This window comes from Psychrobacter frigidicola, assembly GCF_007997305.1.
In the GTDB taxonomy this organism is placed as follows: Bacteria; Pseudomonadota; Gammaproteobacteria; order Pseudomonadales; family Moraxellaceae; genus Psychrobacter; species Psychrobacter frigidicola.
Map to the genome: position 1 here is coordinate 234621 of NZ_VORZ01000001.1, position 21010 is coordinate 255630.

Sequence of the window (21010 nt, forward strand, 5' to 3'; positions counted from 1 at the left end):
GATTTTTTTACCCATACTCATATTAAGCCTCCCCAACCGTCAAGATGGTGCCATCCATATTATAATCTGGGATGGGTAAGTTAAGCGGTGCGGGAACGCCACTATAGACGCGGCCCGCTATGTCATACTTAGACCCATGGCAGGGACAGAAAAAGCCACCATACCAATCATTACCGCCTAAATCAGTTGCGCCAACATCAGGACGGTAGTTCGGTGCACAGCCTAAATGCGTACACACGCCTTCGACAACCAATATACTTGGGTCTAAAGAGCGTGCAGGATTGGTACAGTATTCAGGTTGTAAAGAATCGGCTGAGTCAGGATCAGATAGAAGCGGCTTTACTGAATCTAGGGTTGCCAACATGTCTTCGGTACGCTTAACCACAAAAATAGGTTTACCGCGATATTTGATGACAATCATTTGTCCAGCTTCAACAGAACCGATATCTTGGGTAACCGCCGCACCGGCAGCTTCCGCTTTGGCACTTGGATACCAAGAACGCACAAAAGGTGTCGCCACAGCGGCCACTCCTGCTGCTCCAATCGCGGCAGTCGAGGCAATCAGAACTCTACGGCGTTGTACATTAACGCCTTCGGCATGGCTCATTAATACTTCCTCCAGGTGAATGAAATGGGATTATCCCACACTGGGTTTGTGGCTTAGAAATCTACAATATCAATTACCAGCCACGTTAGCTGTGCCTAATTTTGCTAATTGTTGCTATTCTAAGCTATTTTGGTCATAAAATAAATTATAGTGTTAAAAATAAAACAATCCCGACAGTACATTCAATGGTATTGAACATGGTAAAAATGTCCACAAAGGCCTTATAGTACGTCTTTGGCACCAATATTTAAATTATCGAGGGTAGTGTAACAATCACCTTAGAATCGATAAGGGATTTAACAATAGGGAATGATACTTGAAATGAACATAATGTTCACTAACTTTCAGTACATTTCCCCTACGTAGATAGGTAAAAGCCACAATCATCATGATGAATCAAATAATGATGATGGTGGCTATATCTTTAGTTTAGCCTTTAAATACATTAAAATTTTACATGAGAGCTATTAATAGTGTCACTCAGTAAGAAAAATAACTAACCTTCAAGGGTATCCCAGCGTTCAAGCTTATGCATCATCTCATCGTCGATGGCCGACAAACGCTCACTTGCAATGGTAGCTGCATCAAAGTCTTTGATAAACCACGAACCATCAGCCAGTTTTTCTTGTAGTGCAGCTTGTTCAGCTTCTAAGGCAGTAATTTCTTTTGGCAGATTATCAAGTTCGCGCTGGTCATTGAAATTCAGCTTTTTGGGTGCATTAGACACCTTTGGAGCAGTAGCGGCAGGTTTGCTGGTTTTATTATTAGTCGTACCATTATTAGATTTAGCTGCATTGGCTGCCGCCGCACGGTTTTTTTGTACCAAATATTCTTGATAGCCACCGACATACTCGCTAACGGTGCCCTTACCGTCTTCATCAGTATCAAAAACCCACGTTGAGGTGACGACGTTATCCATAAATGAGCGGTCATGGCTGATAAGTAAGATAGTACCGCCAAAGCTTGCTACGGACTCCTCTAATAGCTCAAGGGTTGCCATATCCAAATCGTTGGTTGGCTCATCGAGCACTAGAATATTAGCAGGTTTTAACAGTTGCTTAGCCAGTAGCACACGGTTGCGCTCACCACCTGACAAGGCTTTAACTGGGGTACGTGCACGCTCTGGCGCAAATAAGAAGTCTTGTAGATAGCTCATAATATGAGTCTTGCGGCCACCGACTTCAACGAAGTCTGAGCCTTCAGAGACGTTTTGAGCAACTGTTGCTTCAAGGTCTAACTGGTCACGTAACTGGTCAAAAAACGCAATTTTTAAGTTAGTACCGAGCTCAACGCTGCCAGTTTTAATGACGTCATCGTCAGACATGTCGAGTAGAGCTTTAATCAGCGTGGTTTTACCGGCGCCATTAGGACCTACGATACCGATTTTGTCCCCGCGCATGATGGTGGTACTAAAGTTATCGACCAATACATGGTCGTCATATTGTAGATGTAGGTTTTTGACTTTACAGACCAGCTTGCCACTTTTCTCGCCTTGACCCATGGTAATATTAACATTACCCACTTGCTCACGGCGCTCACCACGTTCTTCGCGCAATGCTTTTAGATCACGGACACGACCTTCATTACGGGTGCGGCGGGCTTTGATACCTTGGCGAATCCAAACTTCTTCTTGTGCCAGTTTCTTATCAAAGTTAGCGTTGTTTTTTTCTTCCGCCAGTAGTTGTAGCTCTTTTAGCTCTTGATAGCGCGCGTAGCCGCCTTCGCCTTGCGTCACGTCATAGCTGGTCAATTGACCGCGATCAAGCTCAATAATGCGGGTCGATAGCTTATTTACGAATGCTCTATCATGAGTGACGAATAACAAAGTCAGACCTTGCCAATCTAATAAGAAGCGCTCTAGCCACTCAATACTATCAACGTCTAAATGGTTGGTTGGCTCATCAAGGAGTAGCACATCAGGCTTAGTCACTAACGAGCGTGCTAATAATACACGGCGTTTACGACCGCCGGACAAAGACGATAAGTCGTCTTCTGGATCTAGTCCCATAGTGGTTATCAGGCGCGTCGCTTCACGCTCCAAATCCCAACCATGAACCGCATCAATATCATGCTGTAAGTCTGCCATACGCTCGCAAGCGTCCATGTCACCATTGGCGCACAAGTCGGTTTGCTTATTATAGCTGATCAATAGGTCTGCAGTACGGCGGCTACCGCCCATGACGATATCTAATATTTTACCGCTGGTTTCTGGTACATCTTGCTCCAGCATTGCTACGCGCACGCTATTGTTAATAATGACTTCGCCGCTATCTGGCTGTAACGTGCCATTGATGAGCTTAAATAAAGTCGATTTGCCTTCGCCATTACGGCCAATCAAACATACGCGCTCGCCTGCGTCGATACTAAAATCAACGCCATCAAGAACAGGAGCAACGCCAAAAGCGAGATGAATATCTTTTAAATGTATCAGTGCCATAGGTTATCTTAAGCTTATATATAGGAGTAAAAGGGGTAACAAAATTATTATCATATAAAGGGTGATGCTAGATTGTTAGCAGTATACCATGCTGCCACGCGACTTTAGCGTGCGCCTAGATTTTTTATCGCTATGATTTTATTGAAAGGATACTCATAATGCACGGGTAGGGTGCTGTTGGCAATTAACATCAATGAGCAAAGACGCATCAGACCCTAAGTTATAGACTTTAACTTATTAACAGTTATTAGACCAATTATACTGAGATACCAATGGAACGAACACAAAATATTAATAAATCCCAACAAAAAAGCCTATCGGTGCCAACTGAGCTGCAAGAACAAATGATTGAGCTACAAATGAATATTGCACATCTGGAGCTGACGGTTGAGCGCCTTAATGACGTTGTTACACAGCAAGATAAGCATATTCGCAACCTACAACGACAGCTACAGCTGGTTTATAAACAAGTAGAAAGCCAAAGCGCTGATGATGGCATTGCGCCTTTTGATGTCATAGCTGACCGACCGCCACACTATTAAATATAATCATTAATGACTATAGCCAAAAGATTTAATTCTTAATTTCCAAAGATTGTTAAGGTTTCACTCTAATAATTTTTAATAAAAGTAAGTATGATTCCTAATTATTTTTAACAAATTGCAATATTTTCTATGTACATCATTTAATATGTTTAGAAAATTAAAACGGTTACAAGATTATGACTATCCAGTCATAATCAACAAGTTATTGCTTTTTATTGTTGTCTTAGTGTTGAATAATCATTACTATTCACCTCAGGAAGCCGCTCATCCAATAAAAATGGATGCAGCAGCAATACAATTAGGATGTTTGGAGATATAGAATGCGCCCCACCCTTCATTTAAAAACTCTAGTAGTAGCCGTCGCTGCTTTTTCTGTTGCCAGTGTTGCCAGTGCTGCTGGTCTTGATCGCTCAGGCCAAGATATCACCGCATTCTTACAGGATGGCTTATACGCTGAAGCCAGTTATACTTATCTTGATGCTGATGTGACGGGCTATGACAATGCTTATGTTGGTAAAGACAATAAAGCTTACCAGCAAGGTAAAAAAATTGGCGACATTGCGGAGTCTTATGACTTCTTTCGCTATGGTGTAAAAGCCGATATCAACGACACATTTAGTGTTGGTATCTTATACGATGAGCCTTTTGGCGCTGCAGCTGACTACAGTGGCAATAATAATTTTGTCGCTAGAGGCGATCGTGATGCAGTACTCAAAGATATCATAGGTAACCCCGATATCACTGAAAAATATATCGATAATGTGTTGTTACCTGACTTGAAAGAAGCGCTTACTCCAGGCAATCCAGGCGGACTGACAGCAGAGCAGCTACAAAAAGCAGGAAAAGAATACAAGGATCTTCTTACCGCAAAAGCAATAGCAGATGCTGAAGAAGCGACTAAAGGTGAAGGCACAAACGTCGAAGTACGTAGTGAAAGCATTACCGCTATTCTTGGCGCAAAGTTTGGTGCAAATAAGAACTTCCAAGTATATGGTGGACCAGTCGCTCAGCGTATTAAGGCTGATGTTAACTTACGTGGTCTTGCTTACGGTCCTGCTACAGGTTATAGCGCCCATATCAGCTCTAACCAAGACTATGGCTGGCTGGCTGGCGTGTCTTACAGTAAGCCTGAAATTGCTTTACAGGCAGCATTAACTTATCGTTCTGAGATTGACCATAGCTTGCCAATTTTTGAGAGTTATCCAGCGGTTGGTATTGCTACAGGTAATACTATTGATATCACCACACCGAAATCAGTCAACTTTGACTTTCAAACAGGCCTCAACCCTACTCTGCTAGCCACGGCAAAAGTACGCTATGTGCCATGGGATGACTTTGCTATTGTACCGCCAGTATATACCGAAGTCAGTAAAGCTAAATATCCAGAAGGCTTGCCATTAGTAAGCTATGATAAGGATCAGTGGTTAGTAGAGTTAGGTTTGGCTAAGCGTTTAACGCCAGCTTTAGCAGTAACAGGTAACGTTGGTTGGGATAGCGGTGCTGGTAATCCAGTAACATCATTAGGTCCTATCGAAGGCTATTATAGTGCTGGTCTTGGTGCTAAATACAATGTAACCGAAAACTGGGCAGTATCCGCCGGTGGTAAATACCTATGGTTCGGTGATGCTAAAGGTCAATTACCGACTAAGGACATTGTCAGTAATTTTGAAGACAACAATGGCTATATACTAGGTGTCAAAGTATCTTATCAAGCTAAATAATAATTTTTATAATCAATAATAGTTATCTGTTGTTAAAGAATAAAAAAGCGATCCGTTGAGGGTCGCTTTTTTTATGGCAAGTATTACTAACATTATAAAAAACTAGTATCTGAAATAACTTAAAATGTTAAATATACTGTTCAGTCATATCTATGAAATAAAGTACTTTAATTGTTGTTTTAGTGTGTGAAAGCCATTACTATTCAGATTAGGACGACGTTTAAGGGAGTTCGCATTTGGTGCATATTGACCATTTGTTAACAATATAACCGTATATAACATGGATGTTTGGAGAAATATAATGCGCCCTACCTTTCATTTAAAAACTCTTGCAGTAGCCGTTGCTACTTTGTCCGTCACTAGCGTTGCTAGTGCTGCAGGTCTAGATCGTTCCGGTCAAGATATCACTGCCTTTTTACAAGATGGCGTCTATGCTGAGGCCGTCTATACTTACATTGATGCCGACGTTAGTGGTTATGACAGTGCTAACAATATTCCTACGAGCAATGGCTATGTTCAGGGTAACAAAGTCGGAGATATCGCCGAATCCTATGACTTTTTTCGTTATGGTGTAAAAGCGGATGTTAACGATACTTTTAGTATTGGGATTTTATACGATGAGCCTTTCGGTGCTGCTGCTGATTACAGTGGTAACAATAACTTTGTAGCCAGAGGTGATCGTAATGCCATTATTAGTGATATATCAGGTGGTGCCATCACTAACTTTGGCGCAGCAGCTGGTATAGTCGGCGATATTCAGGACAAAATTGCCGCTGGTAATACACTAACACCTACGGAACAGGGTCAGTTAGCTCAATTAGGGGCACCAGTAGCCATTACTCAAGCGGAGTATAATACTAGAGGTGAGGGTACAAACGTTGAAGTACGCAGTGAGAATATAACTGCCATTTTAGGCGCAAAATTTGGTGCCAATAAAGAGTTTCAAGTCTATGGCGGCCCAGTCGCTCAGCGCCTTCAAGCGGATGTGAAACTACGTGGTACTGCTTATGGTCCAGCAACAGGTTACACTTCCCATATAAGCCCTGATCAAGATTATGGCTGGCTTGCGGGCGTCTCTTATAGTAAACCTGAAATTGCTTTAAAAGCAGCTTTGACTTATCGTTCTGAGATTGATCATAAGCTGCAGATCGCTGAGACCTATCCAGTAGCTGCAGCATTGGGTATTAATCCAGTCCAGAGCAATACTATGGAGTTGTCTACGCCGAAGTCAGTGAACTTTGACTTCCAAACGGGTCTCAATAAAACCACATTAGCAACGGCAAAAGTACGTTGGGTACCATGGAGTGACTTTGAAATCGTTCCGCCACTATATAATGATGTTAGCAAGGGCTCATATGGTCCAGATGGCTTAGCACTGGTTGGCTATGATGATGATCAATGGCAGGTAGAGCTAGGCATGGCTAAGCGTCTATCGCCAGCTCTTGCTTTAAGTGGTACTGTTGGTTGGGATAGTGGCGCTGGTGACCCAACGACTTCACTAGGCCCTATCGATGGCTACTACAGTGTCGGTCTTGGCGCGAAGTATAATGTCACTGAAAACTGGGCAGTATCAGCCGGTGGTAAATACCTATGGTTCGGTGATGCTAAAGGCCAATTACCAACCAAAAAACTTGTTGGTGATTTCCAAGATAATGATGGGTATATACTTGGCTTGAAGCTCTCTTATCAAGGCAAACAAAACTTTAACTAGAATGATATAGCGTTCATTTAAAGTTATTTACATTGTGCATAATGTAAAAGCGACCTCTTGTAGGTCGCTTTTTTAGGTCTGTACTTCAGGTGTGTCAGGCACATTTGTCATAGTATCCCATAAAAAACCCCTCGCTATCATAATGATAACGAGGGTTGTTAGTTTAGATTAAGGTGATAGCTATCATAGAATAGCTATTGAACTTACTCTTTTATGATGCTTTCCATCTCTTCAAACTTCGCTGAGACTGAAGGTTTTGGAGCACCTGTCATGATGCTAACCGCAAAGATGGCGATAGTACTGAGGGCAAAGCCAGGAACAATAGCGTATAACCAATCATTGAGTGGCATACCATTATATTCAAAGCCACCGTAGACCCATAAGATTACAGTTAGTGCACCAACGACCATACCAGCAACGGCGCCATTGCGGTTCATACGGCGCCATGTCAAACTGAACACCACTAATGGTGCAAATGCAGCACCGAAGCCTGCCCATGCATGGGATACAAGGCTAAGTACAGAGCTTTCAGGGTCAGAGGCCAATAGAATAGAAACCACAGCGACCAATACCACAGAAATACGACCGACCATTACTTGACGGGATTCTGATGCTTCTCTATCAAAAAAAAGTTTATAAACGTCCTTTGTCAGTGAGCTTGATACCACCAATAACTGTGATGAAATCGTACTCATAATTGCTGCTAAAATAGCCGCTAATAAGAATCCTGAGACTAATGGCGTAAATAAGAACTGCGTGAATACTAAAAATATAGTTTCAGGATCATCTAACGTCATCGCTGTTTTTTGTACATAAGCACGACCAGCAAAACCAGTTGCTAAAGAACCAAGCAAACTCACAATCATCCAGCTCATACCGATATTACGCGCGGTCGGAACATCTTTAACTGAACGAATGGCCATAAAGCGTACGATAATATGTGGCTGACCAAAATAGCCTAAGCCCCAAGCTAACAATGAAATAATGCCTAAAATTGTCATGCCGCTAGTAATATTTAGTAAGTTCGGGTCAATGTTTCTGACAGCAGCAGTCGTAGCTGAAATTCCGCCAAGGTCAGTAAACGCAACCACAGGTACAATCACCATCGCAAATAACATGATGACACCTTGTACAAAGTCCGTCATTGAGACGGCTAAGAAACCACCAAATAAGGTATAAGCGACAACGACACCGGCGGTAACCCAAAGACCAGTACTATAAGATAAATTAAGCGAGCTTTCAAAAAGCTTACCACCACCAACTAAGCTGGCTGCGGTATAGACGGTAAAGAATAAAATAATAACCACTGCTGAGATGACGCGTAGCATGTGCGATTTATCTTCAAAGCGGTTGGCAAAATAGTCGGGAAGAGTGATGGCATTGTCTGCAATCTCGGTATAAACACGCAGACGTGGGGCCACAATAATATAGTTTAAAAAGGCACCTGTCGTTAGACCAAGCGCAATCCAGATACTGACGACACCGTCAGCATACATGTAACCGGGCAGTCCAAGTAACAACCAACCGGACATGTCTGAGGCACCAGCAGATAGCGCTGTTACTGCAGGCCCTAAGTTACGACCGCCAAGCATATACCCTTCTGAGTCATTAGACTGCTTAAAGTAGGCATAAATGCCGATCCCAATCATTACAATAAAATAGGCGCCAAGCGATACCAGCACGCCACTAGAAACTCCGTTCATATAAACTGTCCTTAACCAACATAGTTGGCTGTAATAATATTCGACGGTAAGACCATAATCTTAAAAAACATATCTAAAGACGACATCTGAAGACAAAAAAAGCCATTAAGTAAGACATAATGGCTTTTTAGGATAAAAATTTGCTGTTAGTTCTATAGGGTTGATACTACTTTATCCTCTTGTCGAGCTACCTTTTACTTACGAATCTAATCAGTAAAATTGTCACATCATTATGTCTAATGCGTAGCCACGTATAACATCAATCATTTAAAACCCTTAGCCCCGCTGCTAAACAGTGTCATATTTTGTATCACAATATTTTATAAAATATAAATAGTCCCTTCATGCAAAATAAAAGGTACTAACATATAGCGCTATCACCCAATGTCTTTAAAGATATTTATAGCCTTTTCGCCATAGTACCTTACTCAAAACATTCAAAAAGTAACCATCAGTACGGTTCTAGTAATTATATGTTATAACATTAAATTAGGACGCATTATAACGTATAGCAAGTTCAATTGCGAATTGTGGCTATTTAGCAGTATCCTCAACCTATACTCTTAAACAAGGTAGTCTCTTTAACCTTTTGGTGTTAATCAATAGGCGCAAGAAGGTTAAGTAAGGCGGTAACGCTGTTAGAAGGCGTCAATTTTGGATTAATAACCACGCCCAAATAACGCTGAAGCTCAATGTTATCCGCCATATTGATACGCTCTAAATCCTGACTAATCATAGTTTGCGGTAGCACTGACCAGCCTAGTCCAACCGATACCAACATACGAATAGACTCTAGTGGATTGGTACTCATCGTGGCATAAGGTTTCAGGTTATGCTTGGCAAACTCTGCTAAAGTGATCTGACTGGTAAAGGTATTTGCAGAAGGCAAAATAGCGGGATAACGTGCCAGTTGCTCTAGAGTTACATTGGTCTTTTGTGCCAGCGGCGATAGCGTGCCGGTCATAAAGTAGAGTGGATCTGACCATAAGGTATGATAGGTCAGACGCTTGTCATATACAGGTGGCAGCGTCAGAAAGGCTAGGGATAAGTCACCATCAAGCACCGCTTTATGTGCTTCTTCTGAATCTACAAAATGCACTTCCAACTGTACTGCTGGATAACTTTGGATAAAGTGTTTCAATACCGGCGCTAAATGATGCAGACCAATATGATGACTAGTACCTATGACCAGTTTGCCCGATACGATTTTCTTGGAATGTTGCAGATTAATCTTAAAATTTTCGTAGTCATCCAGCCAGCGTTTGGCATGCGGTAGCATCTCACTTGCTGCTTGAGTGGGAACAATACCGCGACCCACCGTATCAAACAAGGTAATTTTAAATTCTTCTTCTAGATTTTTGATACGCTTACTTACCGCAGGCTGGGTGATAAAAAGCTTTTCTGCAGCACCCGAGATACTGCCTACTTGCATAACGGTCACAAACGTTGTCAGATTAGTGGTATTCAAACCGGTGTCCTTAGCTATTAATTAAGCTATAAATAAAAGTTGGCTGACCTATTCATAAAGTATTAGAAATAAAAGTTTGTGAATAGATAAAAATCATCAATTATTATTATAGGATTAGCCTGTTATAATCACAAGACATAGAAGAGAGTTTTTGATATTTTATTGTGTCAATAATATTTCTTCATAACCCAGTGGTTAACAGTGCCAGTAACGAATAGTTCAAATACCAGATAGCTTAAAGATTAGATATTTCAGATAATTGTAAAACGCCAACGCTTAAAGACTTTGCTGATAAATATATGAGCAGATATAGCCTCTTAAGCAACTAGCAACCAATAAAGGATAGCAACATGGCCGGTCAAACTTTATACGACAAACTTTGGAATGCTCACGAAGTTACTAAACGTGATGATGGCTCAAGCCTCATTTATATTGACCGTCATCTATTACATGAGGTGACGAGCCCGCAAGCGTTTGAAGGCCTAGAGCTGGCCAATAGAGCACCGTGGCGTCTCTCTGCTAATATCGCAAGCCCTGACCATAACGTGCCGACGGTGACCAAAGAGCGGCTAGAGGGCGTGGCGGGTATTAAAGATAAAGTGTCACGCTTGCAGGTAGTGACTTTAGATGATAACTGTGCGAAGTTTGATATTGCAGAATTTACGATTAATGATGCCCGTCAAGGTATTTTGCATGTCGTTGGTCCTGAGCAAGGATTGGTATTACCGGGTATGACGGTGGTATGCGGTGATTCGCATACAGCAACTCATGGCGCACTAGGCTGCTTAGCACATGGTATTGGTACGTCTGAAGTTGAACACGTCCTTGCTACCCAGTGTTTGATCGCTAAAAAAATGAAAAATATGCAGATTCGCGTTACCGGTAAGCTTGGTGCTGGCGTGAGCTCAAAAGATGTGGTGCTGGCTATTATTGCGCAAATTGGTACTGCTGGTGGCACGGGTCATGCGATTGAGTTTGCAGGGGAAGTGTTCGAAGATATGAGCATGGAAGGGCGCATGACGGTCTGTAACATGGCGATTGAAGCGGGTGCGCGCGTCGGTATGGTCGCGGTTGACGACATCACGATTGACTATGTAAAAGGTCGCCCTTATGCGCCAACAGATGAACAATGGTCACAAGCAGAAGCGTACTGGCGTACTTTATACTCAGACGACAATGCGGTCTTTGATACCCTTATTGAGATTGATGGAGGTCAAATTGCCCCACAAGTGTCTTGGGGTACGTCCCCTGAGATGGTCGTAGATATTACTCAGTCTGTACCGATGCCTGAGCAAGCAGTAGATGCAGCACAGGAAGAAGGCTGGCTACGTGCTTATACTTATATGGGCTTAGAGGCTGGTCAAAAAATTACTGATATTCAGCTCGATCGGATATTTATCGGCTCTTGTACCAATTCTCGTATCGAAGATTTACGCGATGCGGCGGCAGTCATTAAGGGTCGTACGGTAGCGTCTACTGTGAAAGAGGCCATCGTAGTGCCAGGGTCAGGACAAGTAAAACTACAAGCGGAAGCAGAAGGCTTGGACGTCTTATTTACCGATGCAGGTTTTGAGTGGCGTGAGCCGGGTTGTTCAATGTGTTTGGCGATGAATGCCGATAAGCTTGAGCCTGAAGAGCATTGTGCCTCAACTTCTAACCGCAACTTTGAGGGTCGTCAAGGAACGGGCGGACGTACGCATTTGGTGAGTCCAGCAATGGCAGCAGCAGCGGCATTAGCCGGTCACTTTGTTGATGTGCGTACGTTTTAACGATATGCACTAGCTATTTATCTTTTCATAAGACATTTTATTTATAGGAAATATTTATGCAAGCCTATCATGTCCAAACTGGCATCGTCTGTCCACTTGATCGCTCGAACGTTGACACTGATCAAATCATTGCCAAGCAGTTTTTAAAATCTATTAAACGTACTGGCTTTGGGGTCAACTTATTTGACGACTGGCGTTATCTTGATGACGGCTATCCGGGTCAAGACAACAGCAAAAGGATCATTAATCCAGATTTTGTCTTAAACCAACCACGCTATCAAGGTGCTAATATTTTGCTCGCACGCAAGAACTTTGGTTGTGGCTCTAGCCGTGAGCATGCACCTTGGGCACTGTCAGAATATGGTTTTCGTACGGTTATTGCGCCAAGTTTTGCCGATATATTTTATAATAACTGCTTTAAGAACGGTATGTTACCTATCGTTTTAGATGAAGCCATTGTTGATAAACTCATGCAAGAGACCTTTGCTATCGAAGGCTATGAGCTGAGCGCTGATCTTGAGCGCCAAGTCGTTATTACGCCAACGGGTGAAGAATATTCATTTGAAGTTGATGCCTTTCGTAAACATTGCTTATTAAATGGTCTAGATGATATTGATTTAACATTGCAGCAAGGCGATGCCATCAAGGCTTATGAAGGTAAGATGATGCAAAAGACGCCTTGGATATTCAATGAGGTGCAAGCGTAGTTATTTTTACAAACATAGTGGTTGGTCTATTTATTCACACTGTCATGAAGATAGATAGAAATAAAAGAATGCAGTTAGGCCTATAGCGTTGAGTTATGACGATGAACTGGATAAAATGAGTGGCAATATATAGGCTATAATTAGATTTATATGCTTCCTCATATTTATAAGACTTTCTCACCTTTATAAGAGTAGTAGCCGCCATTATGAATAAAAAACGTTACGCTGCATTTACAAGCATGGCTGTCGCTGCCAGCTTATTATCATTATTGGCTTTGTCTGGCTGCCAATCTTTGACCGGTTATCAGCAGATAGACCAAGCGGAAAATGCTGAGTCATGGGCAGGAAAAATTAAACCTGTGGCAGGTGAGGTGAATATCGCCTGTTTAGGAACCTATCATTGTGAGATTACCCAAATTGATCAGACGCTGGTGATTGCTCCTGACTCCCATAAACCTGTAAATGCCGCTATGTTAGCGAATATAAGCGGTAGCAGCGGACTAAATAATGCCAAGCCTAATAAAGGCGCGCAAGCACAAACCCTAAATAAGACAGCACCAGTAGATATAGATATGACGCCACTATTAAACCAAAAATCGGTAAAGGTGGTGCCGTTATCTGCGTCCGGTATGAAGGGCCTAACCAATTACTATGTACGAGTAAAACCCGCAAAGCGCGAAGTGCATCTCAATTTTTATCCTGAAAATAACGTCGGCTATGTCGAGCGTTTTGCGATGATTCATGAGTTCATGCAGCCCGGTATTTATCATCTACGCGCTTATCGCCAAAAATCCCCCCAAGCAACAGGCAGTCTATTAGATACTGCTTCGCCTGAACCGTTATGCATTGACTTGCTACAAGACAGTAGCTTAGTAAGACGCTTTTGTAAGCAATTAGATACTGAGCATCAGGGTGAGTTTGTAGAAACGCGTGTGGTCAATAAAGCGCCAGCCAAATTAAAAGTTAATAACCAAGCTAAAGGCTAATAAGTAATATTATTGCCTTTGCATTTTATATTACTTAATATCGCATTATCATTGCGTTCAATCATTATATAGTACATCTCATAGCTCATTTACTCACAAGGATTAGTATGGCAACGATATTAACATTAGCAGGCGATGGCATTGGTCCTGAGATTATGACCCAAGCGATTGATGTGCTGCAAGCCGTCAATAACAAGTTTGCGTTGGGTTTGACCCTTGAGTCTGGTTTGATCGGTGGTGTGGCATTTGATGCCACTGGTGAGCCGTTGCCAGAAGAAACTCTAAACCGTGCCCGCGCAGCTGATGCCGTATTATTAGGGGCAGTGGGCGGGCCTAAATGGGATGGCATTGAGCGTAGCAAACGCCCTGAGCGTGGCCTACTTAAAATCCGTAGTGAGCTGGGCTTATTTGCTAACTTGCGCGTGGCGAAACTCTATCCGCAGCTGGTAAACGCGTCAAGTATTAAACCTGAGATTATCAAAGGTTTGGACTTACTTATTGTTCGTGAATTAACGGGCGGTATTTATTTTGGAGAGCCACGTGGTATTCGCACATTAGAAAATGGCGAACAGCAAGGCTATAATACGATGGTATACAGCACTAGCGAGATTCAGCGTATTGGTAAAGTTGCGTTTGAGCTGGCACAAACCCGCGCTGAGGCCTCAGGAAAACCAGCTAAAGTATGCTCAGTAGATAAAGCCAACGTCTTAGAAGTCACTGAGCTGTGGAAACAGACAATAACAAAGATGCAAGAGTCAGATTATAGCGATGTGAACTTGTCACACATGTATGCGGATAATGCTTGTATGCAGCTGATTCGTGACCCTAAGCAGTTTGATGTCATGGTCACCGGTAATATGTTCGGTGATATTTTATCCGATGAAGCCGCCATGTTGACGGGTTCAATTGGCATGCTGCCATCCGCCAGCCTTAATGAGCAAGGCAAAGGCATGTATGAGCCTTGTCATGGTTCAGCGCCTGATATTGCCGGACAAGACAAAGCCAATCCATTAGCGACTATTTTATCAGTTGCGATGATGCTGCGTTATACCTTCAAACACGAAGAGGCCGCGCTCGCTATTGAACAAGCAGTCAGTGACGTACTTGATGATGGTCTGCGTACCCTTGATATTTTAGATAAAAATGAAGCTGGACTTATCCAAGTGGGCTGTAAACAAATGGGCGCCGCCGTATTAGCTAAATTAATATAACGCACATTTTTAATAAATATTAGAGACTAAAAGCTAAAAACCCATAAATTGCTTGGCAGTTTATGGGTTTTTTGATGGCTATCTATAATATTAGTATTAATTCTGAGTTTTTATCGTACCTTTTGGTTAGGCTTTAGCATGAATAGAGTTAACGTATGAGTCAGCGTTTATTAACACAAATCTCTTACAGGATAACCTGCTGGTATGGCATTATTCATAATACAGAAAGGTAGGTAACACACTAAGAATAATTTTGGGAGTAATTCATGCGTCAATTAACAAAAATTAGTACAGCGATAGGAATGGTTGGGCTATCTTCTGTATTATTTATGGGTCATAGTGTTGCTGATACAAGTGCCAATATACCAGCTAAAACGCCGGACAGGATGGCAAAATCAATCCAATCACTTACTGCCGTAGCAGACTTATCAGCTACAGTTACCAATCAAGATGGCAGCAACGATGCTGACGAAAATGGTTCTACAACTGAGGGTATGCCTAACAGAGCTGTAAACAATAGCAATGAAGTCAACGTTAAGCCCGACAAGCTTAGCCAACAGCTCACTGGCACTAATAAATCGGTACCCTTGCTCAATAAGCTCTTGCCTACTATTCAATATAATACAGAAAACTTACCAAAGGCAGCCCAACAAGTTAACGCTGCTAACTGGACTGTTGGTGCAAAGATAGACCGTACCATTGGCACTAAGCTGCAAGCTTTATTGAACTGGCAACATAGCGGCGTTGGTCCCGTAGACGGGTATTGGGGCAAAAATACGCTTAAAGCCATGCAAGCCTTTCAAAAAGCGCAAGGGTTACCTATAACGAACACTTTAAATATGGAAACATGGCAGGCATTAACTAAAGATAGTAAATTAAACATGCAGCCAGTATTGGCCAACTACATACTTAGTGATAACGACGTTTATATTAAGACCACCACCATACCTGCGAGTGCAGCAGAAAAAGCCAAGCTTGACGGCATGTACTATGAAAGTGTACTAGAAGGTTTGGCGGAAAAATTTCATATGAGCGAGAGTTATCTTAAGTCATTGAACCCTAAGGCTACTTTTAACACGGGTGATATTATTACCGTTTATAACCCCGGCAACCCAAATACCAAGTCAGTTAGTCGAGTCGTTGCTGACAAAACGACGCAAACCTTGTATGCCTATGATGATGAGAATAATTTGGTTGCCAGCTATCCATCTACCGTTGGTAGTATCGCCACACCATCACCTACAGGCACGCACACGGTAAAAGTGAAGGTTCATGAACCGAATTATACCTATACTAACGAGGATGGGAGTAAGTTAATTATTCCACCAGGCCCTAATAACCCAGTGGGAGCGGTCTGGATTGGACTGAGCGAACCTACATATGGTATTCATGGCTCACCAGATCCTGCGCGTATCAGTCGTCAAGCGTCCGCTGGTTGTGTACGCTTAACCAACTGGGATGCGCTGGCTTTACTAGGGACCATTACCAATGATGCGACGGTTGAATTTCAATAGCAGCTGTGAAGTTTTAATATGCTTCCAAGCATTTTAATAAAAAGGTAAGTCAGTTAAGAAATTTAGACAAAAAAATACCGCTGAAGATTAGCGGTATTTTTTATAAATAGGAATAAATGAACAAAGATAAGATTGATGGCATGGTAAAAATATAAGGCTAACAATAACACCAGCAACTCATCAGTATATATTCTTAGTTACCAATGAATATCCAGTTATTAAAACGGTGTATGCTTGTTACTTGTAATCATGCTTACGGGCGCCCGTAGCTTAATAAACAGCACTTATGAATAGGTGCTGCTTGTTAACAAGTACTGTTCTCAAAGGCTTATGTATTGCGAATATAACTTAATAACTAGGTTTTACCGCGATAAGTAATGCGACCTTTAGTCAAGTCGTAAGGGGTCATCTCGACCTTAACTTTATCACCGGTCAAAATACGAATATAATGCTTACGCATTTTACCTGAAATGTGGGCAATAATTTCGTGTCCGTTTTCTAAACGAACTTTAAATAGGGTGTTTGGAAGGGTATCAACAACTTCGCCTTCGAATTCAATAATGTCGTCTTTTTTGGCCATAATTATATAATCAATCAATGAAAAATAAGCCCACATTATACGTAAGTTAACGGCTTAAAGCAACAAAATATATGATTTTTACTTGACAGCGTGTAAGCGTTATGTATATCAATCAGGCAGATTTAGCCAGATAGGGGTTAAAGGAGCTTTGGGTAATAGCTGCTGATACTGTTCAGAATAATAAGCATTAATAAAATATAACCCATCTCCTGAGGCGGTGGGCGGTGCAATAGTGCGGTCTTTTTTAGCTAAAATACTGAGGAAGTCCGCTGGTTGTAAGTCATGTTTGCCAATCGCATATAGCGTGCCCATCAGGTTGCGTACCATATGATGTAAGAAACCATCCGCTTGAATATCAAAGATGATAAATTGTCCATGCATAAAAAGTCTAGCATGGCTAATAGTACGCACTGGCTGATTGGACTGACAGGCAGCAGCACGATAACTACTGAAGTCGTGCGTACCGATAATATCAGCGGCGGCAAGCTGCATTGCTGCCAAATCAAGCGGCTCATGAATGTGAGTCACTTGATGATTAAGAATAGCAGGGCGCTGGGGCTGGTTAAGCGTAATATAGTGATAACGACGGGCAATCGCCCCAAAACGCGCATGAAAGTCGGGAGGCATAGGCTGAACCCAGCGCAATGAAATATCATCTGGCAGCAGACTGTTGATGCCGCGCAGCCAGTTATAAGCTGGCCGGTAAGCATGGGTGACGAAATGGGCAATCATATTGCTGGCATGGACGCTAGAATCGGTACGCCCTGCAGCAATCACCTCTACAGGTTCGTTAGCGACTTTACTGATGGCTGTTTCTAATGCTTCTTGGACACCAAGGACTTCTTTTTGGCGCTGCCAGCCATGATAGTTGGTACCCAAAAACTCAATAGCAATAGCTAAGGTATAAGTGGGTAGTTCTGAAGCTTTTACAGGCTCAAGTAGGATAGGGTCGGACATAATATTTCGCATTGTATTTGTAAATAAGGTAATTCTAATTAGTGTACTTTTGATTAGCGATGTTTGCTGATGGTAGTTTGTGTTTTGCTAATCGTATGCATCCAGCGTTGACGCCGGCGTGCAGCAGTAGCGTAGCGTAGCAATAACCATAATAATCGAGCATAAATAGCTGGAATGGTCAATCGACCTCCAGCAATCACTTGATACTCATATTGCCAACTGCCAGCTGCATAATTATCACTGACTCCGCCAAACGGACATTGACTGGCACATACTATCATATGGCCACAGTCATAAGCGCTCTGTAGCGCTGCTGCCAATGCTGATGAATAAGGGATATTACCAGCCCCAAACCCTAATAAAATAATACCGCAAGGTGGCTGCGATATTAACGCTTGAATTTGTGTGCATAAGACTTCGGGGTCGTTTGGCAGACAATATAATGCATGAACCCTACTATGCTCAGCACGAGTCTGGATAGCTTCTAAAACAGCGTGCTGGTCATCAAGCCAATGTTGTTTGCGCGTAGCAGGTAGTGCTTTTAGATAACTATTAGCGGGATAAGCGGCACGAGTATGGCCAGTAAAAGCCATAAAATCATGGCTATGAATTTTCTGGACGGTTTGTGCAGCCCATGATTCACCGCCAAAGCTTATTTTGACTCCAGATTCTCCAGCTGCAGCTAGCCGTAGAGCATCACTCAAGTTGTCCCAAGCATCGCTATTGGCATTTATGCTATAAGACTCTAGCATTTCACTGTCTAATAAGGGACTCATACTGCCGGTAACAATCAGGCATAAGTCAGTACCAGCAAACGCTTCTGCTAAAAACGCACCCAAATAGCTCAAGGTATCTGTTCCTGTAATTAGAACGAACTGGCGATGTCCTGCGGCATAAGATTCTAACAATAAGGTATAAAAATGAACAAAATCACACGCATTGAGCTGACTGCTGTCTTTGATTAAAGGGTTGTCTAACCAGGATATAGCAGGTAGATTTGCAGCACTTTCATGCTCTGCAAGCAAGACTTGCATAACTGGTAAAAACTCTGCGGTTGATAGAGGTGCTAGGGGTTTGCCATAGCTACCAAAAGTGCCACCCGCATAAATGACTTGAATAGGATTGCTATCAGAGTGTAATAATAAAGCAGTGCGTGAGCGCATAAAAGTACCGCAGTAGAGATTAAGAGAAAGAGTCGATAATATAAATCATAATCAACCCTACCTAACAAGCAGTCTATGATTATAGAATGCTTGTTAGGTAGGGTTAGCCAACATGTAGACTATTCTTATAGAAGATGGCTATTAAATCTAAATGTCGTTTAGAGTCCCATCACTTAAGCTGTACGAGTAAGCAACTCTTGTGCTTGCTGCTGCTGCTGGCTATTACCTTGCGCAACCACTTCATTAAGTAGGCGTTTGGCACTATCGTATTCACCCAATTGTAGATACTGACCCGCTAAATCCAAGGTGATTTGATTGTTATCTAAGTTTTTAACAAAATCAAAATCTGAGGCAAATTGTGCGGTAAAGTCAGCTGACGGTAACGACTCTTCGTATTTACTATCAAAGCTAACATTATCGTTACCATCATTAACATTGTCACTTTCTACAATTACGGGTGTGAGTATTGTTGGTAATATATCGGTGCTATCAACATCAATATCGAAGTCAAAACTATCAATGCCAGTGTCATCGTCAAAAGTGAGAATGTCATTATCTAGGGTGGGGGTTGATTCTGTCTCATTATTGCTTATATCTAGGTTGTTGTCAGTATCAAAGCCTACATTTAAATCAATAAAATCAGCGCTGTCTGTTGGCACATCTTCTTGGCCTATAACTAGTCCGTCAAGCTGTGTTGGCGTACCGTTAGTGCTACTTTCTGAAACATCGCTTTCTAAACTTAGGGTTTGGCTACTGTCCTGAGTGTCAGTTGTCGGCGCGTTAATAGTAGTAGTATGAACAGTAGCGTTGTCATCCCCATCTATAAATAGTGTAAAGTCATCATCAATGGACTCTGAGCTTACTGGCGTAGTAGCTACATGAACTTCATTGTCTACATCTTCAGCCAAATTATCAAAATCTAAAATAAAGTCATCATCGCTAAGCGTGGGCGTGGGCTCATTTTTCTGTTTTTCCTCTTTCAGGTCTGTAGACATATCCTCCAAGAGCATATCAAAATCGAGCGTGAAACCATCATCGTTAGTGTCATCGAAGCTATTAGTATCATTAATATTATCGAGGCCTAATACGGCTGCTTTGGTGTTTGAATCGGCATCGGTAGCTGTAACGGCAGGGGTATCTTCTAGTGCAAATGTGGAATTATCATCTAAAGTATCTTGCTGTAGTTCTGCTGTTTCTAAATCATCTAAAGTAAGGTCAAAGACGTCGCTATCGTCATCATCACTGCTAATACTATTGCTAGCGATTGAGTCAGAGGTACTTTCTTGTTCGGTAGACGGTGATAGTATGTCAAAGTCTAAAGACATGTCATCATCACTGATGTCTGTAGTTGGGGTTGAGTTTTTAGAATGATATAGAGGTATATCACTCTCTAAATTCATACTGGTTTTGGTATCGGTCATTGTACCGAATGTCGCTGATGCTTGTGCTTCCTCTAACAAATCTTTGAGCTGCTGGGCTTCTTCAACAGTTGACGCGTCATTGTGCATTTTAATAGTCGCATAAGTGCTATAGAAATCTTCTTTCTGATTGGTCAGTGCATAGACACTGAGCAGTTTGAGAGACAGCTGGGCATCATTTGGTTTTTCACTCAAACCACGCTCTAAGGCCTCAATTGCCTTATCATAACGCTGCTGATCCATAAAGCGCTGAGCAACGGTTAGGTTATCAAACTTAGTAACGCCATGTGTTGCATTACCAGCTGCGCGTTGGGTCGGCGTTCCTTGGTTGACATGTACCGCAGAGAATGCCGTATTCTTTCTGTCATCACTAATAGGTTGAGCGCGCGGTGAAGTAGGCTGCTGTTGCGCCTTGTTTTTGCGTAGCACCCAGACTCCTACCAGCAAAATGATAACCAGTCCTGCAATGATATATAGCATATTATCCATAGAGATTCCCACGCCTATAACTAC

General features: G+C 42.2%; 16 protein-coding genes. 8 read left to right on the plus strand and 8 right to left on the minus strand.

The features are described 5' to 3' along the window. Nucleotides 1–22 precede the first annotated feature (22 nt). On the minus strand, nucleotides 23–607 hold the full coding sequence (gene petA, locus ES754_RS00970) for a ubiquinol-cytochrome c reductase iron-sulfur subunit (RefSeq protein ID WP_147221236.1): 585 nt from the start codon (nucleotides 605–607) through the stop codon (nucleotides 23–25). A 496-nt stretch (nucleotides 608–1103) separates the two neighbouring features. Then, nucleotides 1104–3044: an ATP-binding cassette domain-containing protein gene (locus tag ES754_RS00975; RefSeq protein WP_147221238.1), complete on the minus strand. Its 1941-nt coding sequence runs from the start codon at nucleotides 3042–3044 to the stop codon at nucleotides 1104–1106. Between the two features lie 272 nt (nucleotides 3045–3316). On the opposite strand from ES754_RS00975, the gene ES754_RS00980 reads away from it, so the two are divergent. From ES754_RS00980 to ES754_RS00990, 3 genes are all read left to right on the plus strand, one after another. Continuing rightward, entirely contained in the window at nucleotides 3317–3586 is a 270-nt protein-coding gene (locus ES754_RS00980; RefSeq protein ID WP_147221239.1) for a SlyX family protein, read from the plus strand. A 323-nt stretch (nucleotides 3587–3909) separates the two neighbouring features. Next, entirely contained in the window at nucleotides 3910–5310 is a 1401-nt protein-coding gene (locus tag ES754_RS00985; RefSeq protein ID WP_147221241.1) for a hypothetical protein, read from the plus strand. A 301-nt stretch (nucleotides 5311–5611) separates the two neighbouring features. Beyond that, nucleotides 5612–7021 (plus strand): OmpP1/FadL family transporter, encoded by a 1410-nt coding sequence (locus ES754_RS00990; protein WP_147221243.1) that lies wholly within the window; start codon nucleotides 5612–5614, stop codon nucleotides 7019–7021. A gap of 203 nt (nucleotides 7022–7224) precedes the next feature. Here the strand turns inward: ES754_RS00990 and putP are convergent, their stop codons facing one another. Both putP and ES754_RS01000 read right to left on the minus strand, forming a co-directional pair. Beyond that, the gene (gene putP, locus ES754_RS00995) at nucleotides 7225–8724 is read right to left on the minus strand and encodes a sodium/proline symporter PutP (RefSeq protein ID WP_147221246.1); all 1500 of its coding nucleotides are present in this window, start codon (nucleotides 8722–8724) and stop codon (nucleotides 7225–7227) included. A 595-nt stretch (nucleotides 8725–9319) separates the two neighbouring features. Continuing rightward, nucleotides 9320–10192 carry a LysR family transcriptional regulator gene (locus ES754_RS01000; RefSeq protein WP_147221248.1) on the minus strand — a complete coding sequence of 291 codons (873 nt, stop codon included), beginning with the start codon at nucleotides 10190–10192 and terminating at the stop codon, nucleotides 9320–9322. Nucleotides 10193–10542: 350 nt separating this feature from the next. Between ES754_RS01000 and leuC the strand changes: the two genes are divergently transcribed. The 5 genes from leuC (at nucleotide 10543) to ES754_RS01025 (ending at nucleotide 16379) form a co-directional block, all read left to right on the plus strand. Next, nucleotides 10543–11961, plus strand: a complete 1419-nt coding sequence (gene leuC / locus ES754_RS01005; RefSeq protein ID WP_147221250.1) for a 3-isopropylmalate dehydratase large subunit — start codon at nucleotides 10543–10545, stop codon at nucleotides 11959–11961. 56 nt (nucleotides 11962–12017) lie between these two features. Further along, nucleotides 12018–12668: a 3-isopropylmalate dehydratase small subunit gene (leuD, locus tag ES754_RS01010; protein WP_147221252.1), complete on the plus strand. Its 651-nt coding sequence runs from the start codon at nucleotides 12018–12020 to the stop codon at nucleotides 12666–12668. Between the two features lie 206 nt (nucleotides 12669–12874). Then, on the plus strand, nucleotides 12875–13654 hold the full coding sequence (locus ES754_RS01015; protein ID WP_147221254.1) for a hypothetical protein: 780 nt from the start codon (nucleotides 12875–12877) through the stop codon (nucleotides 13652–13654). A 107-nt stretch (nucleotides 13655–13761) separates the two neighbouring features. Continuing rightward, a complete protein-coding gene (gene leuB, locus ES754_RS01020) occupies nucleotides 13762–14865 on the plus strand; it encodes a 3-isopropylmalate dehydrogenase (RefSeq protein WP_147221256.1) in 1104 nt (367 codons plus the stop codon). A gap of 266 nt (nucleotides 14866–15131) precedes the next feature. Further along, the gene (locus ES754_RS01025; protein ID WP_147221258.1) at nucleotides 15132–16379 is read left to right on the plus strand and encodes a L,D-transpeptidase family protein; all 1248 of its coding nucleotides are present in this window, start codon (nucleotides 15132–15134) and stop codon (nucleotides 16377–16379) included. A 355-nt stretch (nucleotides 16380–16734) separates the two neighbouring features. Here the strand turns inward: ES754_RS01025 and infA are convergent, their stop codons facing one another. From infA to ES754_RS01045, 4 genes are all read right to left on the minus strand, one after another. Then, nucleotides 16735–16959 (minus strand): translation initiation factor IF-1, encoded by a 225-nt coding sequence (infA, locus tag ES754_RS01030; RefSeq protein WP_147221260.1) that lies wholly within the window; start codon nucleotides 16957–16959, stop codon nucleotides 16735–16737. 108 nt (nucleotides 16960–17067) lie between these two features. Next, entirely contained in the window at nucleotides 17068–17916 is an 849-nt protein-coding gene (gene truA, locus ES754_RS01035; protein ID WP_147221262.1) for a tRNA pseudouridine(38-40) synthase TruA, read from the minus strand. A gap of 53 nt (nucleotides 17917–17969) precedes the next feature. Next, a complete protein-coding gene (locus ES754_RS01040) occupies nucleotides 17970–19079 on the minus strand; it encodes an asparaginase (protein ID WP_147221264.1) in 1110 nt (369 codons plus the stop codon). A 173-nt stretch (nucleotides 19080–19252) separates the two neighbouring features. Next, on the minus strand, nucleotides 19253–20986 hold the full coding sequence (locus ES754_RS01045) for a FimV/HubP family polar landmark protein (protein WP_147221266.1): 1734 nt from the start codon (nucleotides 20984–20986) through the stop codon (nucleotides 19253–19255). Nucleotides 20987–21010 lie beyond the last annotated feature (24 nt).

Excerpts from the sequence above, each read along its gene's own strand:
- ES754_RS00990 (WP_147221243.1), top strand. The coding sequence starts at position 5,612 with ATGCGCCCTACCTTTCATTTAAAAACTCTTGCAGTAGCCGTTGCTACT.
- ES754_RS01045 (WP_147221266.1), bottom strand. The coding sequence starts at position 20,986 with ATGGATAATATGCTATATATCATTGCAGGACTGGTTATCATTTTGCTG.
- ES754_RS01015 (WP_147221254.1), top strand. The coding sequence starts at position 12,875 with ATGAATAAAAAACGTTACGCTGCATTTACAAGCATGGCTGTCGCTGCC.
- leuD (WP_147221252.1), top strand. The coding sequence starts at position 12,018 with ATGCAAGCCTATCATGTCCAAACTGGCATCGTCTGTCCACTTGATCGC.
- truA (WP_147221262.1), bottom strand. The coding sequence starts at position 17,916 with ATGTCCGACCCTATCCTACTTGAGCCTGTAAAAGCTTCAGAACTACCC.
- petA (WP_147221236.1), bottom strand. The coding sequence starts at position 607 with ATGAGCCATGCCGAAGGCGTTAATGTACAACGCCGTAGAGTTCTGATT.
- ES754_RS01040 (WP_147221264.1), bottom strand. The coding sequence starts at position 19,079 with ATGCGCTCACGCACTGCTTTATTATTACACTCTGATAGCAATCCTATT.
- ES754_RS00980 (WP_147221239.1), top strand. The coding sequence starts at position 3,317 with ATGGAACGAACACAAAATATTAATAAATCCCAACAAAAAAGCCTATCG.
- ES754_RS01025 (WP_147221258.1), top strand. The coding sequence starts at position 15,132 with ATGCGTCAATTAACAAAAATTAGTACAGCGATAGGAATGGTTGGGCTA.
- leuB (WP_147221256.1), top strand. The coding sequence starts at position 13,762 with ATGGCAACGATATTAACATTAGCAGGCGATGGCATTGGTCCTGAGATT.
- ES754_RS00975 (WP_147221238.1), bottom strand. The coding sequence starts at position 3,044 with ATGGCACTGATACATTTAAAAGATATTCATCTCGCTTTTGGCGTTGCT.
- ES754_RS00985 (WP_147221241.1), top strand. The coding sequence starts at position 3,910 with ATGCGCCCCACCCTTCATTTAAAAACTCTAGTAGTAGCCGTCGCTGCT.
- leuC (WP_147221250.1), top strand. The coding sequence starts at position 10,543 with ATGGCCGGTCAAACTTTATACGACAAACTTTGGAATGCTCACGAAGTT.
- putP (WP_147221246.1), bottom strand. The coding sequence starts at position 8,724 with ATGAACGGAGTTTCTAGTGGCGTGCTGGTATCGCTTGGCGCCTATTTT.
- infA (WP_147221260.1), bottom strand. The coding sequence starts at position 16,959 with ATGGCCAAAAAAGACGACATTATTGAATTCGAAGGCGAAGTTGTTGAT.